We start from the raw sequence: 15,298 nt of genomic DNA, 5'->3' as shown, positions 1-15,298 counted from the left end.
GGGAGTTGCCGGGGAGCCCGCATCGGATACATTCGCGTATCCGATACGCGTTCGGATGCTTTCCGAGTGCGTACGCGCTGTCAAGGGTCCGGGAGTGACGAGTGCCCAAGGGAACGACGAAGCGCCGGCCTCAGACGCTGGCCCGGCTGCTCGACGCCGCGCTGGAGGTGTTCGCCGAGTCGGGGTTCGGGGCGGCCAGGATCGAGGACGTCTGCCGGCGCGCGGGCTACACCCGGGGCGCCTTCTACTCCAACTTCTCCTCCAAGGAGGAGCTGTTCTTCGCCCTCTTCGACGCGCACGCGGCACGCGAGCTGGAGCGGATCACCAGGCTGGCCGACGAGACGGACGACAGCGACCTGTCAGCGGCGCGGATCGCCGCCCTGCTCGCGCACGTCGAGCCCGACGAGCGCACCTGGTTCCTGGTGACCACCGAGTTCACGCTGTACGCGATCCGCAATCAGGAGGCGGCCGCCCGGCTCGCCGATCATGACGCACGCCTGCGCGAGGAGGCGGCGGGCCTGCTCGGCGACCTCCTCGCGAGGGCCGGGCTCCGGCCGCGCGGGGATCTGGCGGAACTCGTGCGGGTCGTGGTCGCGCTGCGTGAGGGGGCGCTCGGCCAGAGTTACGTGGAGCCGGATGTCCTGGCACCCGGCGCCCTTGCCGAACGGTTCCTGCCCTACCTCGTGGAAGCGGTGACGAGACCCTTCTGAGCTGCCGCTCTCCCGCCATGTGGGCCGTTGTCAGTGGCCGGGTGCACACTGGCCACTATCCGGAACAACGGCGTTTTGGAGGGACCGGCATGACCGAGGTATTGCTCACGGTGGGTACGCGCAAGGGGCTCTTCGTCGGCCGCAGGCGCGGCGGGACCTGGGACTTCGAGGGGCCGCACTTCAACGCCCAGGCGGTGTACTCCGTCGCCATCGACACCCGGTACGAACCGTCGCCCCGGCTCCTGGTCGGCGGGGACAGCGCGCACTGGGGGCCGTCCGTGTTCCACTCCGACGACCTGGGCCGCACCTGGACCGAGCCGAAGCAACCGGCGGTGAAATTCCCGGAGTTCACGGGCGCTTCGCTGGAGCGGGTGTGGCAGCTGCGCCCGGCGGGGCCCGAGGCGCCGGGTGTGGTCTACGCGGGGACGGAGCCGGCCGCGCTGTTCCGCTCGACGGACGGCGGGGAGAGCTTCGAGCTCGTACGGCCCCTGTGGGAGCATCCGACACGCTCGCGGTGGGTGCCCGGCGGCGGGGGCGAGGGACTGCACACCATCGTCACGGACCCGCGCGACACCCGGGCGCTGACGGTCGCCGTGTCGACGGCGGGGGTGTTCCGCACCAAGGACGGCGGGGAGAGCTGGGCCCCCGCGAACAAGGGCGTCTCGGCGGTGTTCCTGCCGGACCCGAACCCGGAGTTCGGCCAGTGCGTCCACAAGATCGCCCAGGACCCGGCCGACCCGGACCGGCTCTATCTGCAGAACCACTGGGGCGTCTACCGCAGCGACGACGCCGGTGAGCAGTGGACGGACATCGGCGCGGGCCTGCCCTCCACCTTCGGCTTCGCGGCCGCCACTCATCCGCGCCGCTCCGGCACCGCCTACGTCTTCCCGATCACGGCCGACTCCGACCGGGTTCCGGCGGACAACAAGTGCCGGGTCTTCCGCACCGAGGACGCGGGCAAGAACTGGGAACCGCTCTCGGCGGGCCTGCCGCAGGACGCCCACTACGGCACGGTGCTGCGCGACGCGCTGTGCACCGACGACGCCGATCCGGCCGGGGTGTACTTCGGCAACCGCAACGGCGAGGTGTACGCGAGCGCCGATGACGGCGACAGCTGGAGCCTGCTCGCCTCGCACCTGCCGGACGTGCTGTGCGTACGGGCGGCGGTGATCGGTTGACGGGGGCGGGAATGCGGCGGGTGCTGCGCCAGTAGAGTGACGGCCGTGGCAGCACGACCGTTGAAAGAGATCGTCGAGCCCGGCTGGGCGGACGCACTGGAACCCGTGGCCGGAAGGGTCGCCTCGATGGGCGACTTCCTCCGGGAGGAGATCGCGGCAGGACGCACTTACCTGCCGTCAGGACCGAATGTGCTGCGCGCTTTCCAGCAGCCGTTCCACGAGGTGCGGGTGCTGATCGTCGGCCAGGACCCGTATCCGACACCTGGGCACGCGGTGGGCCTGTCGTTCTCGGTGGCGCCCGAAGTGCGGCCGCTGCCGGGCAGCTTGGAGAACATCTTCCGCGAGCTGAACTCCGACCTGGGCGCGCCGAGGCCGGCCAACGGCGACCTGACGCCCTGGACGAAACAGGGGGTGCTGCTGCTCAACAGGGCGCTCACGACGGCACCCCGCAAGCCCGCCGCCCACCGGGGCAAGGGCTGGGAAGAGGTCACCGAACAGGCCATCCGGGCGCTGGTCGCCCGCGGCACCCCGCTGGTGTCGGTGCTGTGGGGCCGCGACGCCCGCAATCTGCGCCCGCTGCTCGGCGACCTCCCGGCGATCGAGTCCGCGCACCCCTCCCCCATGTCGGCGGACCGCGGCTTCTTCGGCTCGCGCCCCTTCAGCCGTACGAACGAACTTCTTCAGCGGCAGGGCGCGCAGCCCGTCGACTGGCGCCTGCCGTGACGGACGGCGGCGCGCCCTGGGTGCTGGGGGTCGACTCCGGGGGATCCGGCGTACGGTTCGCGCTGCGCCGTGCCGAGCCGGGCTCCCCGGCCGAGGTCATCACCTCGAAGGAGCCGGTACGGACCGGTCCCGGCGGGATCGACGCCGGGCATCTCCTCGGTCAACTGCTCCCGGCCGTCGAGGAGTTGAGGGTGCGCGCCGGGGCTGACCGGATCGCGGCAGTGGCGGTGGGAGCTGCCGGGATGGCCACGCTCGGGGACGAGTTGCGGGCCGAACTGCCCGGCGCCCTGGCCCGTTCGCTCGGCGTGCGCACGCTCGCCCTGGCCGCCGACGCGGTCACCGCGTACGCGGGCGCGCTCGGCCAGCGGGCGGGGGCGGTCGTCGCCGCGGGGACCGGGATGATCGCGCTCGGCACGGATCTCGAAGGGTGGCGGCGAGCCGACGGCTGGGGGCATCTGCTCGGCGACTGCGGCAGCGGCGCCTGGATCGGCCGGGCCGGTCTGGAGGCGGCGCTGCGCAGCCACGACGGGCGACGGGGCGGTTCGGCGGCGCTGCTCGACCGCCTCACGGCGGTGTTCGGTGCGCCCGGGGACCTCCCGGGACTGCTGTATCCGCGGAGCGACCGGCCCGCCGTGCTCGCCTCGTTCGCGCCCGAGGTCGCGGGCTGCGCCGAGGCCGACCCGGTGGCCGCGGGCATCCTGCGGGACGCGGCCCGGCACATCGTCGAGGCGGCCGCCGCGGTCTGCCCCGCGGACATCGGCGTAGAGCCCCAAGTGGCGCTCACCGGCGGCCTGTTCAAACTGGGCGAGGCTCTTCTCGTACCGCTGAGGGAGGAGTTCCGCCGTCAACTGCCGTATGCGCGCACGGTCGAGGCGGCCGGGGATCCGCTCGACGGCTCGCTGCTCATCGCGGCGGGCCTCGCGGGCGGAGGGCTGCGACTGCCGCGGGACCCGCGCATGTTGTGGATCGCGACCGAGTGAGCGCGCGTGAGCGCCGAGACAGACCAGGACAGTTGATCTTTATGCCACTCTCCGGGAAAAACGGGACAGATACCGCTCAGATGTCCCCTCCCCGAACAGCCGCCCACGCAAAACCAGTAGCATGCGACGCCATGAGCACCCCCACTGGGCCAGCATCCGGCCTGCCCGTACGAATGCCGCGACCCCGCCAGTCCGGCCGGCACCGCCGCCCGGAACCGGTGGTTGCTCCGGAGGGCGCGCCCGCGCTCGTTCTCGCCGTTCCCGGCGTCCCCGGCCCGGCTGTGCGCAGCCTGGCCGACGAGGTCATCAGCATCGCCCGCTCCGAGCTGCCCGGCCTGCACGCCCGTATCGGCTACCTGGACAGCAACGAAGCCGAATCCGCCGAGTACCCCACGCTCGACGCCGTTCTCGCCCACACCGCCGCCGAGCGCAGCGCGCGCGTCGAGCAGGCGCGTGCCGCGGGCCGCGAGGTCGCCGAGCCCGAGGGCCCGGCCGCCGTGGTCGTCCCGCTGCTCGCGGGCCCCGACAGCGCCCTGATCCGCCGGATACGGCAGGCGGTCATGGACAGCCGCGCGGCCGCCGAGCTGACCGATGTGCTCGGCCCGCACCCGCTGCTCGCCGAGGGCCTGCACGTGCGGCTCTCCGAGGCCGGTCTGGCCCGCGCCGACCGCGCCCGGCTCTTCACGGTCGCGACCGCCGCCGACGGGATCATCCTGGCGACGGTGGGCGGCGAGGAGGCCGTGCAGGCCGCCGGGATCACCGGCATGCTGCTCGCCGCGCGCCTCGCCGTGCCGGTGATGGCCGCGGCCCTCGACCAGGAGGGCGCGATCGCGGCGATGGCCGCACAGCTGCGCGGCTCGGGTTCGGTGCAGCTCGCCGTCGCCCCGTACCTGATCGGCCCGGAGGTGGCCGAGGGGCTGCTCGACGCCGCCGCCAAGGAAGCCGAGTGCGCCGTCGCCGAGGCGCTCGGCGCCTACCCGGCGATCGGCAAGCTGGTCCTGTCGCAGTACGCGGCCGCGCTGGGCATCACCCCGCAGCCGCAGGGATCGCCGGTCCACTGACCGTACGTACGACGTGAGAGGCGGGGCCCGCACCGGACGTCCGGTGCGGGCCCCGTCGCGTCAGCGGTCAGCGGAAGACGACGCACGAGGCGGCGGGCGCCTCGATGGAGCCGGCCCGGGCGGGGATGCCGGTGGCCGGGTCGATGTCGAACCAGGTCACGTCGCCGGAGCGCTCGTTGGCGGCGTACAGGCGGCGCCCGGACGGGTCCAGGGTGAGATCGCGCGGCCAGTGCCCGCCGCAGTCCACGGTGGTGACGAGGCGGGCCTGCTCGCCCGTCGTGTCGAGCGCGAGAACCGCGATCGAGTCGTGCCCGCGATTGGCCGCCCAGACGAAGCGCCCGTCGTGCGCGACGACGACCTCCGAGGGGTACGTCGCCGTACGCACGCCGTCCTCGACGACGGGCACCTCGTGGAGGGCTTCGAGGCTGCCGCCCTCCGCGTCCCAGCGGCACACGGTGAGCGTCGGCACGAGCTCGTTGAGGACGTACGCGTGGCGTCCACCGGGGTGGAAGGCGAGGTGGCGGGGGCCGGTCCCGGGCCGCAGGGCGGTCTCGGCGTGCAGTCGCAGGGCGCCGGTCCCGGGATCGAGCGCACAGACGCGTACGGAGTCGGTGCCGAGGTCGACGCTCACGACCCAGCGGCCGCTCGGGTCGGCCAGCACCTGGTGGGCGTGCGGCTCCTGCTGGCGGTCGGGGTGCGGGCCGGAGCCGTGGTGCGCGAGCACGGCCGCGGCCGGGCCCGGGCTGCCGTCGGGACGGACCGGGAGCGCGGTGACGCTGCCGGAGTCGTAGTTGGCGGTGACGAGATGCCCGGCGGCGAGGGCGAGATGGGTGGGCCCGGCGCCGCGTACGGCCACGGGCTCGCCGAGGAGCCGTGGAACGTCTTCGCCGACGTCGAAGGCGGCGGCCGTCCCGTCGGCGTTCTCCCCCACGGCGTACAGGAGGGCCCCGTCCATGGAGAGCACCAGGAACGAAGGATTGGCGAGGGCGTCCGTGGACCCGAGCGGGGTGAGCGCCCCGGTGACCTCGTCCACGGCGACCGCGGTCACCCCGTGCCCGCCCGCCGTGGTGAACGACCCGATGAATGCCCGCGCGACGCTGTCCGTGCCCACCCTGCAGCCCCTCTCCACCGTGACCGCCCCGCACTCCGGGACCCGGCCCGCACACCGCTGTGCTCCGGCGACGGTAGCAGGGGGGTCTAGACCAGCTGGGGGTGTGCTCGGCCGCTCAGCCCGCGAAGAACGGGATCTCCGTGCCGTGCACTTGGCGCATGTGACGCCTGATCTTCACCCGCGCGTCCACCTCGGCCGAGGCGTTGCCGCCCTGCACCACGTGGCGAAGCTCGGCGAGGAGGAGGGAGCACGGTCCGCACCCTTGCACTCCGTGGATCGGCGGGGCCGAGGGCGGCATCTCGTAGTCGCCGTTGCCCGGCGGATGGCTGGCATACATGGGTTGCTCCCTTGGATCGGGCCGGCCCGCTACAGGCGGCTGGGAGATCGTCGCTCGCCCTCTCGGACGTATCTCTCCCCGAACCAGCACCAGTTGGGACGCCTCGGCGGTAGCTTCGGAGAAGGCCCAAACGTCCGCACCAAGGGGGTTGACAGGTGAATACGGGACTGCGCTCAGCCCTGGACGACGCGGGCATGACCCCCCGCAGGCCGGCCAACCTGGTGGGGGTGTCGGCGAAGCAGGTGGAACGATGGCTCGGTGACGCCGAGTTGACACCGCACGCGAGGAACAGGGCCGATGCCTGCCGGGCGCTGGGAGTGGATGAAGAGATGGTGTGGCCGCAAGCCGTGAAGGACCGGATCAAGACGGGCAACGACCGCGAGCTCGTGCACTCGTACCCGTATCGCTCCGCCTGCCCGTCCACCGTGTGGGCCGAGCTGGTGGAAGGGGCCGAGGAAGAGCTGTTCCTCTCGGGGTACACGAACTACTTCTTCTTCACACAGGTCCCGGCGTTCCCCGAGACGCTTCGCCGGAAGGTGAAGTCAGGGTGCCGGGTGCGGTTCCTGCTGGGCGACCCCGGAGGCGAGGTGACACGGCAGCGGGAGGCCATCGAGGACGTGGCCCTGAGCGTGTCCACCCGGATCCGGATCACGCTGGAGCACCTGGACCGTCTCGCCGTGGAAGGGCTGGAGGCTCGCTTCAGCGACGCTCTGGATGCCATCAACCATGTGTCGCTGTCCGTGTTCCGGTTCGACCACGACGCGCTGGTCACCCCGCACCTCGCGAGGCTGGTCGGCCACGATTCGCCCTTGATGCACCTGCGGCGCCATGGCGACGGCGGCATGTTCGACCGGTTCGCGGAGCACGCCGAGGAGCTCTGGAGCAGGGGCGTACCGGTCGTGGAACGCCAGGCCTGACGCCGCCCCGCCATCTACTCGGTGACGAGGCTGGCCCGGCTCAAGCCACAGCCAAGGCCGCCCGAGGCGAGGACCGCAGTGGTGCGGCCAGCTCTCCCAGGGCACGCTCCAAGCCGTGCAGGTGGGTGAGGGCGGCTTCCGCGCCCGGGTGGTGGTGGGGGGCCGGGAGCGCGGTGAGGGCGGTCCACGGGGACGGGTCCGGCGACGGGGAGACCAGGGTCGCCACCGCCGCCTCCACGCGCTGGCACGCCGCGGTGAGGCGGGCGTCGTGGGAGGCGGCCGGGTCGGCGGCCACCGCAGCGAGGCCCCGCACCTCGCGGGCGCAGTCGTCGAGCAGGACGAGGACCTGGTGGGCGCGGGCCCTGCGGGCGCGCAGCGGGCTCAGGGGGTGGACGAGCGGGGCCAGCGAGAGGCGTACGCGGCCGAGCAGGATCTCCAGTTCGGCGGCGCGGGGCGCGGGGTCGGCGCTCTCGTCCCCGGCGAGCCGGTGCGCGGCCGCCGCGGTGCAGCGGCGTACGCAGTGCAGGGCCCGCTGGATCCACGCGTCGGTGGCGGCGTGCGTGCTGACCGGCAGGACCAGGGCGACGCCGACGACCGCGCCAAGGGCGCCCACCGCCGTCTCCTGGACGCGGAGCACGAGCAGCCCGGGGTGCAGCACGCCGAGCAGGCCGTAGAGCAGGCCCGCCATGACGGTGACGAAGAACATCATCCAGCTGTAGCTGGGCGCGGCCGTGTAGAAGATGCCGAAGACACACACCGCGACCAGCACGGCGGTCGGGGCCGGCGCTCCGTGCAGCGGGATCGCGATGAGCAGCCCGGCGGCGATGCCGGTGACCGTGCCGAGCACCCGGCGGAAGCCGCGTACCAGGGTCTCGCCGCGCGACGCGGTGTTCACGAAGATCCACCAGGCGGCGCCGACGGCCCAGTACCAGCGGGCCTCGGAGAGCACCTGGCCCACGCCGAGCGCGATGGCGCAGGCCACCGTCGCCTGGAAGGCCTGGCGGGTGGTGGGGCGGGCGAGTCCGCGACCGGTGAGCGCAGCCGGGGCCGCGGGCGGGGCGGTGCGCCGCTCGATGCACCACACCCCGAACCTGACACCCGCCGAGGCCGCGATCGCGAGTGCAACTGCCCCGTACAGTTCGGGCAGTTGAGAGGGAACCGCGTGCAGGAACTGGGTCGTGAAGAACATCATGAAGGCGAAGATCCCGAGCGCCTGGCCGCGCGGGCCCCAGCGCCGGGCGTACACCCCCGCGAAGATCACCGCGAGCCAGCAGGCGTCGCGCAGCAGCGGGGTGCCGTGCAGCGCGGCCGCCAGGGCGAGCACAGGGAAACCGACGGCCGGGAGCAGCGCGGTGGTGGCCGCCTGGGCACGGACGGTGGCGTCGCCGACCGTGAACAGGGCGAGCAGCGAGGCGAGGCCCGCGGTGATCGACGCGGGCAGGGAGAGCCCGCAGAGTCCCGCGGCGGTCACCGACAGGCTCACGCCGACAACGGCTCGCAGCGAAACACGCAGTCGCAAAAGCCCCGGGTCCGGAGCCACAAACATCCTCTTCACGGCGGTCGCCGCGCCCCCTTTACGTGAACATTCGCTTCAGGCATGACAAAGGCGCCGCTGGGCCAGGACCGGCATCGTCACCGTCCCGCGCGCTGCGCGGCGCCATCTACCTCCAGAGGAAAACATCCGGAGTGACACTGGCTCAACCGAGCTCCGGATCACTGCGCCATTGGTACAGTCGAAGCCCTGTTGACAGGACCAGAAGGGAGCCATCGGGACGTGACGGTGGACACACTCGACACCCGGATCCTGCGGTTGCTCATCGAGCAGCCGCGCACCAGCATCCGCGAGTACGCGCGCATCCTCGGCGTCGCCCGCGGCACGCTCCAGGCCCGGCTCGACCGGATGGAGCGGGACGGCGTGATCACCGGCACCGGCCCCGCGCTCTCCCCCGCGGCCCTCGGCCACCCGGTGCTCGCCTTCGTCCACATCGAGGTGACCCAGGGCCACCTCGACGAGGTCGGCGACGCGCTCGCCGCAGTCCCCGAGATCATCGAGGCGTTCTCGATCACCGGCGGCGGCGATCTCCTGACCCGGGTCGCGGCCCGCGACAACGCCCATCTCGAAGACGTCATCCAGCGCCTCATCCAGCTCCCGGGCGTCGTCCGCACGCGTACGGAAGTGGCGCTGCGCGAGCGGGTGGCGCACCGGCTGCTGCCGCTGGTCGAGTCGGTGGGGCGCGCCTCCGCGAAGTGAGCGGCTCGGCCCGCTCCCGCGAGTGGGCAGGACAAGGCCCCGAGTGCACCGCGTCGGACCCCTCCGCCAAGTGACCGACGCGCGACGCCCCCACCCCTTGGCATGCTGGGACGCATGCGCACATCACGTACCACTTCGGTCATCTTCGATCTCGACGGCACACTCGTGGACAGCGAGCCGAACTATTACCAGGCCGCGCGTCAGGTGCTCGCGCGCTACGGCCTGCCCGACTTCACCTGGGAGCAGCACGCCCGCTTCATCGGCATCGGAACCCGCGAGACGCTGGAGATCCTGGACCGGCAGCACACGCTGACCGGGCCGATCGAGGAGATGCTGGCGGCGAAGAACGCGGCCTATCTGGAGCTGGCCCGCGCCTCCACCGAGGTCTTCCCCGAGATGCGCAAGTTCGTGGAGCGGCTGCACGCGGAGGGCGTACGGATGGCGGTGGCATCGGGCTCCTCGCGCTCGGCGATCGACGCGATCCTGGCGGGCACCGGCCTCGATTCCTTCATGGAGCTCGTGGTGTCGGCCGAAGAGGTCGAGCACGGCAAGCCCGAGCCCGACGTCTTCCTGGAGGCCGCCCGCCGTCTCGGCGCGGCCCCCGCCGACTGCGTGATCCTGGAGGACGCCCCGCCCGGAGCGGCAGCGGCGCACGCCGCCGGGATGCGCTGCATCGCCGTCCCCTATCTGCCGCAGAGCGCCGACGACCCGGCGTTCGCGACGGCGGGCCTGCTCTTCCCGGGCGGCCAGGGGGAGTTCAGCGCCGAGCGTGCCTACGACTGGATGACGGCGTCGGCGTGAACCCCAACACCCGCTGCGTGTAAGCCGCCTGATGGGCCAACAGATCCAGTCGCCTCTCGGATCTGATGGTCCAACAGGTCCAGGATCTGGTGCGTCCGATGCGATTGACGGCAGGTCTGGACCAATCTACGGTGTGGGTCGCCACCCCTCGCACCTCCTCAGGTCCCCCACGGTCCAGGAGTCGCCGCGCCCCCACCGCGGCCGCTCCCGGAGGCAAGGAGCACAGCATGATCGGTCGTACGTTGCGTCTGCTGGGAGCCGGAGTGGTGCTGGCTCTCGCCACGCAGGCCCCGGTGGCCGCGGCGCCGAGCGCGCCTCGGGCCGACACCTGCGCGGTCAAGTCGAGACCCTCGGGCAAGGTGCTCCAGGGGTACTGGGAGAACTGGGACGGCGCCGCCAACGGCGTACATCCGCCGCTGGGTTGGATCCCGGTGACCGATTCCCGCATCGGCGGCCACGGCTACAACGTCATCAACGCCGCCTTCCCGGTGATCCGTTCGGACGGCACCGTGCTGTGGGAGGACGGCATGGACTCGACGGTGACGGTGCCCACGCCCGCCGAGATGTGCCAGGCGAAGGCCGGCGGCCAGACGATCCTCATGTCCATCGGCGGGGCCGCGGCCGGCATCGACCTCAGTTCGAGCGCTGTCGCCGACCGGTTCGTGGCGACCATCGTGCCGATCCTCAAGCAGTACAACTTCGACGGCATCGACATCGACATCGAGACCGGCCTGGTGGGCAGCGGGAACATCAACACCCTGTCGGCCTCGCAGGCCAACCTCATCCGCATCATCGACGGCGTGCTCGCCCAGATGCCCTCGAACTTCGGCCTGACGATGGCCCCGGAGACGGCGTACGTCACCGGGGGCAGCGTGACGTACGGCTCGATCTGGGGCGCGTACCTGCCCGTCGTGAAGAAGTACGCGGACAACGGCCGGCTGTGGTGGCTCAACATGCAGTACTACAACGGCAGCATGTACGGCTGCTCCGGTGACGCGTACGAGGCCGGTACGGTCGCCGGGTTCACCGCGCAGACCACCTGCCTCAACAAGGGCCTCGTCGTCCAGGGCGCCACGATCAAGGTGCCGTACGACAAGCAGGTGCCGGGCCTGCCCGCCCAACCGGGCGCTGGTGGCGGCTACATGACATCAAGTCAGGTGTCCCAGGCCTGGAACACCTACAGTGGTGCGCTCAAGGGCCTGATGACGTGGTCCATCAACTGGGACGGCTCCAAGAACTGGACGTTCGGCGACAACGTCAAGGCGCTGCAAGGTCGTTGACTCCCGCACATGGCTGCACCGCACATAGCGGGCCCGCACATGGCCGTGGGCCCGCACATGTCGGCAGGCCCCACCGCACGGCAGTCCTCACACAGCCCGGGGGCCATGCGGCAGGAACCGGCCGACCGCCCGCCTCGCCGCGGGGAACATGCCCGCGGCCGGGAGCTCCAGGACGGTCCGCTCCGGCACCCGCTGGAGCACGGCGGCGGGGCGGTACCAGGTGCACGGCGCGGGAAGGGGGTGCGGCGGGCTGCCGGTGTGGGCCTTGAGGGCGACGCTGACCAGCGTGAGCAGCAGGTCCACATCCGAGTCGCAGTCGAGCAGTACGGTCACCCACGCCGACCCGGGCTTCAGCCGGATCGCCGTGCTGTGCCGCAGCTCGGGACGCAGCCGCTCGATCGCCATGTGGGTGAGATGCAGGTCGGCCGCGAATCCGGAATGGAAATGCACCACTTCGTATTCCGCCGTGAAAAGAGCCTCCCCGACTGCGCACCGGGGTGGGCCACTTACCAGGTTCGGCCATGATTTCAACTGGTCCATGGCGCGATGAGCCGCGGTCATGGCGCCATCCTCGCGCACACTTCACCCGGAGGACCACCCCCATCCACCCATGGATGAGTTTCATGGCCGATCCATGTCCGGCCGCCTGCGGACAAAGCCACCGCCCGGCGCTATTCACCTCTGATTCATCTTCTGTACAGGTGACCAATTCTGGCGGGTGAGCTCGGCCACGACCGCCGCGATCCCTCGCACGGTCGGGTCCTCGAAGTACGCGTCCAGGGGGACGTCGACGCCGAGCCGGTCGAGGAGCCGCGCCGAGATCTGGGTCATCGTGATCGAGTGGCCCCCGAGGTCGAACAGGTCCTCGGTGTCGCCGATGTCGGGCAGCCGCAGCACCTCGCACCACACCTCCCGTACCGCCTCCAGCGGGGTGTCCCCCGCCGCGGCTGCGGGGGCGGGCACATCGGGCGGGGCGGGCAGCGCTCGCCTGTCGAGCTTTCCGTTCGGTGTGAGCGGCAGGGCGTCGAGCGCGACGAGGACTTCCGGAACCATGTACGCCGCGAGCTCCGCCGCCAGCGCCCGCCGTACGGCACCCGCGTCCGCATCGCCGACGTGGTAGGCGACGAGGCGCCCGTCCCGTACGGCCGCCGCCGCCCGGTCCACGCCGGGCACGGCGAGGAGCCGCGATTCGATCTCGCCGAGTTCGATCCGATAGCCCCGGAGCTTGATCTGGTCGTCGTTCCTGCCCAGGAATTCAAGGCGCCCGTCGTCCCGGTACCGCGCCCGGTCGCCAGTGCGGTAGATCCGGCTGCCGGGCGGCCCGAACGGGTCGGGCAGGAAGCGCTCCCGGTCCAGGTCGGGCCGCCCGAGGTAGCCGCGGGCGAGCCCGGCCCCGGCGATGTACAGGTCGCCCGCCACACCCACAGGGACCGGCGACAGGTGTGCGTCGAGCACATAGGTACGGGTGTTGGCCAGCGGTCGGCCGATCGCCACTCGGTCCGGTTCCCTGGTGACCTCGCCCTCGGTGACCTCGTCCGCGGTCGACCAGATGGTGGTCTCCGTCGGCCCGTACACATTGACCAGCCGTCCGACCATGGGCCGCAGCCGGCGCGCGAGCGCGGGCGGGAGCGCCTCGCCGCCGGTCAGCGCGGTGACGGTGGGGTCGTCGAAGCCCGCGTCCAGGAGCATCGCCCAGCCGGTCGGGGTGGCCTGGATGTGCGTGATGCCGTGCCGGGCCACGAGTTCGCCCAGCGCCGCACCGTCACGCGTCTGACTCTGGCCCGCCACCACCACCGTGGCGCCGGTGACGAGCGGAAGGAACAGTTCGAGGCCTGAGATGTCGAACGACACCGAGGTCAGCGCGAGCCACCTGTCGGCGGGCCGGGCGTCGAGCAGGTCACGCAGCGACAGCAGGAGATTGGTCAGCGAACGGTGCTCGATCTGCACGCCTTTGGGGCGGCCGGTAGAACCGGAGGTGTAGATGACGTACGCGAGATCGGCGGGAGCGGCCTGCCGGGGGCGCCGCCCGGCATTCACAGGCGCCGTATTTGACACTGCATCAGATATTGCGGTGTCGGCGCATGCGACAAGATCGGCGTCGCCGAGTTCGAGAGCGGCCTTCGAGTCCGCCGCGATGAACTCCAGGCGTTGTGCGGGGTATTCGGGATCCAGCGGAATGTATGCCGCCCCCGACTTGAGCACCCCCAGCAGCGCCACCACAAGCCGCTCCGAGCGCTTCGCCCGTACGGTGACGAGGTCGCCGGGGCCGATGCCCTTGCCCCGCAACCGGTGCGCGAGGCGTTCGGCCGCGGCGTCCAGCTCGGCGTAGCTGAGCCGGCGGTCGGCGTGCACGACGGCCACCGCGTCGGGCGTGCGGGCCACCTGTTCCGCGAACAGTTCCGGGAGCGTTTTCCCAGGCTGTTCCACAGCGGTGTCGTTCCACTCGACGAGCAGGCGCTCGCGCTCATCGGCATCGAGCAGCGGCAGGTGCGTGAGCGCGGTGTCCGGGTCGGCGACGACCCGGGTGAGCAGCGTCAGCCAGTGACGGGCGATGCTCCGCGGCGCGTCGGGCCACGCATCCCGCTTCGGGCACTGAAGGAGCACACTCAACTCCCCTGGCGCGTCGGCGACTTCGATGCGCAGGGCGTTGCGGGCCGTGTGGCTGGAGGGCGACCAGTCGGCCCGCGCCGTGAGCCCGCGGAAGTGGGGTACGGCCTCCGGGCGGCGGTAGGACATCGAGACCTGCGCCAGCGCGACGCCCGGCCTCACCCCGGCACCGACCCGCCCGAGCGGCACATCACGCACCGGGTACAGCTCGCGCAGCCCCGCCCGCACCGCGCGGGCGAACTCCCCGAACGTGGCGTCGGCCTCCGGCGCGGAGGAGAACGGCAGCTCATTCACGTACACGCCGATACGGTCCTGCTGCTCGGGGGTGCGCGTGCCGAGGTCGATCGCGGTGACCGGCGTGCGGTTTCCGTACCGGAACAGGAGGGCGTGCAGGGACGCGACGATCAGCTCGAAGCGGGTCACGCCGATCCGGCGCGCCACCGGGCCGAGCCCCTCGCGCAGATCGTCGGGGAAGCGGAACTCCACCGATTCCCCCTCGGTCACCCCGTGGGCGGGGCGGTCGAGCCCGGGCAGCATCAACTCGTCGTCAGCGAGCGGATGGCCAGCCCAATAGGCTTGCGCCAAGGGCAAGTTGGTGGCGATCCGATCCTCCTCGGCGCCCGGCGCTTCGGCCGGGAGGAGCTCCGGGAGCCCCACGTCGGCTCTCGTCGCCTCCGCCCGGTAGAAGGCCGCGAGGTCGGCGAGGAGCAGGCCCATCGACTGCCCGTCGAAGACGAGGTGGTGGGCGACGACGAGCAGTCGGTGCTCACGCGGGCCGGCGCTCAGCAGCACCAGCCTGCAGAGCGGCCCGCGGGCGAGGTCGAAGGGCGCGACGATGTGCCGCCGCACCGCACCCGGGCCGTCCCGCTCGACGACAAGCTCGGGCAGCGCGGCAGCCGGGACCAGGAAGGGCGCGCCCGCCCGGTCCTCGACCGCGCTCGCCAGCGCCTCGCGCCTGCGCACGGTGGCGGCGACGGCCCGGCGCAGCGCGGCCACGTCCAGATCGCCCTCGAAGCGTACGGAGAAGGGCAGATGATGGACCGTCAGACAGTCGTCGAGTCGCTCGTTGAACCAGATGCCGCTCTGCGCGGCGGAGGCGGGACGCGGCGAAGCGGGATGTGGTCGGGTGCGGAGGGCGGGGGCTGCTGAGGGCGGCTCGGGGTCGGACTCGGCAGGGGCAGCGGACATCGAACACGTCCTGTCACCGTCGATGCGGTCTCGGTAGCAATGGCACATCCCCCGGGTACCGCGGCGGGAACAAGCCCCTCCGATCGGCTGACTCAATCTGCCTGATGCCGATGCGAATACGCAATACCTTGATCAATGTCCTTAACTTCTCGCT

14 protein-coding genes are annotated in these 15,298 nt (G+C 72.0%); 9 read left to right on the top strand and 5 right to left on the bottom strand.

Going from position 1 to position 15,298, the window contains the following annotated elements:
* The first annotated feature begins 101 nt into the window (after window positions 1–101).
* The 5 genes from OHA17_RS33990 to OHA17_RS33970 all read left to right on the top strand — a co-directional run bounded on the left by OHA17_RS33990 (window position 102) and on the right by OHA17_RS33970 (window position 4,652).
* The gene (locus OHA17_RS33990) at window positions 102–710 is read left to right on the top strand and encodes a TetR/AcrR family transcriptional regulator (protein ID WP_406509668.1); all 609 of its coding nucleotides are present in this window, start codon (window positions 102–104) and stop codon (window positions 708–710) included.
* An 89-nt stretch (window positions 711–799) separates the two neighbouring features.
* Window positions 800–1,888, top strand: coding sequence for a WD40/YVTN/BNR-like repeat-containing protein (locus OHA17_RS33985; RefSeq protein ID WP_406509667.1), 1,089 nt, complete (start codon window positions 800–802; stop codon window positions 1,886–1,888).
* Window positions 1,889–1,933: 45 nt separating this feature from the next.
* Complete coding sequence (locus OHA17_RS33980) at window positions 1,934–2,611, top strand: uracil-DNA glycosylase (protein ID WP_406509666.1); 678 nt, start codon at window positions 1,934–1,936, stop codon at window positions 2,609–2,611.
* A complete protein-coding gene (locus tag OHA17_RS33975; protein ID WP_406509665.1) occupies window positions 2,608–3,591 on the top strand; it encodes an N-acetylglucosamine kinase in 984 nt (327 codons plus the stop codon). Before OHA17_RS33980 ends, OHA17_RS33975 begins: the two co-directional genes overlap by 4 nt.
* A 131-nt stretch (window positions 3,592–3,722) precedes the next feature.
* Window positions 3,723–4,652: a sirohydrochlorin chelatase gene (locus OHA17_RS33970; RefSeq protein ID WP_406509664.1), complete on the top strand. Its 930-nt coding sequence runs from the start codon at window positions 3,723–3,725 to the stop codon at window positions 4,650–4,652.
* A 67-nt stretch (window positions 4,653–4,719) separates the two neighbouring features.
* On the opposite strand, the gene OHA17_RS33965 is transcribed toward OHA17_RS33970, so the two are convergent.
* Window positions 4,720–5,763, bottom strand: coding sequence for a lactonase family protein (locus tag OHA17_RS33965; RefSeq protein ID WP_406509663.1), 1,044 nt, complete (start codon window positions 5,761–5,763; stop codon window positions 4,720–4,722).
* A 115-nt stretch (window positions 5,764–5,878) separates the two neighbouring features.
* On the bottom strand, window positions 5,879–6,100 hold the full coding sequence (locus OHA17_RS33960) for a hypothetical protein (protein WP_406509662.1): 222 nt from the start codon (window positions 6,098–6,100) through the stop codon (window positions 5,879–5,881).
* A 155-nt stretch (window positions 6,101–6,255) separates the two neighbouring features.
* Between OHA17_RS33960 and OHA17_RS33955 the strand changes: the two genes are divergently transcribed.
* Window positions 6,256–7,017: an XRE family transcriptional regulator gene (locus OHA17_RS33955; RefSeq protein WP_406509661.1), complete on the top strand. Its 762-nt coding sequence runs from the start codon at window positions 6,256–6,258 to the stop codon at window positions 7,015–7,017.
* A gap of 40 nt (window positions 7,018–7,057) precedes the next feature.
* Here the strand turns inward: OHA17_RS33955 and OHA17_RS33950 are convergent, their stop codons facing one another.
* Window positions 7,058–8,563, bottom strand: a complete 1,506-nt coding sequence (locus OHA17_RS33950; RefSeq protein ID WP_406510884.1) for an FUSC family protein — start codon at window positions 8,561–8,563, stop codon at window positions 7,058–7,060.
* Between the two features lie 228 nt (window positions 8,564–8,791).
* Here OHA17_RS33950 and OHA17_RS33945 point away from each other — a divergent pair, with 228 nt between their 5' ends.
* The 3 genes from OHA17_RS33945 to OHA17_RS33935 all read left to right on the top strand — a co-directional run bounded on the left by OHA17_RS33945 (window position 8,792) and on the right by OHA17_RS33935 (window position 11,349).
* A complete protein-coding gene (locus OHA17_RS33945; protein ID WP_053728505.1) occupies window positions 8,792–9,268 on the top strand; it encodes an Lrp/AsnC family transcriptional regulator in 477 nt (158 codons plus the stop codon).
* 102 nt (window positions 9,269–9,370) lie between these two features.
* The gene (locus tag OHA17_RS33940; protein WP_406509660.1) at window positions 9,371–10,069 is read left to right on the top strand and encodes an HAD family hydrolase; all 699 of its coding nucleotides are present in this window, start codon (window positions 9,371–9,373) and stop codon (window positions 10,067–10,069) included.
* Between the two features lie 227 nt (window positions 10,070–10,296).
* The gene (locus OHA17_RS33935) at window positions 10,297–11,349 is read left to right on the top strand and encodes a chitinase (protein ID WP_406509659.1); all 1,053 of its coding nucleotides are present in this window, start codon (window positions 10,297–10,299) and stop codon (window positions 11,347–11,349) included.
* Between the two features lie 87 nt (window positions 11,350–11,436).
* Here the strand turns inward: OHA17_RS33935 and OHA17_RS33930 are convergent, their stop codons facing one another.
* Together OHA17_RS33930 and OHA17_RS33925 are read right to left on the bottom strand one after the other, a co-directional pair.
* A complete protein-coding gene (locus OHA17_RS33930; protein ID WP_406510883.1) occupies window positions 11,437–11,889 on the bottom strand; it encodes a luciferase family protein in 453 nt (150 codons plus the stop codon).
* A 135-nt stretch (window positions 11,890–12,024) separates the two neighbouring features.
* Entirely contained in the window at window positions 12,025–15,144 is a 3,120-nt protein-coding gene (locus tag OHA17_RS33925) for a non-ribosomal peptide synthetase (protein ID WP_406509658.1), read from the bottom strand.
* Window positions 15,145–15,298 lie beyond the last annotated feature (154 nt).

It is taken from the genome of Streptomyces sp. NBC_00212 (genome assembly GCF_045206365.1).
Lineage (GTDB): Bacteria > Actinomycetota > Actinomycetes > Streptomycetales > Streptomycetaceae > Streptomyces.
This window is presented reverse-complemented; position numbering and strand designations above follow the sequence as displayed.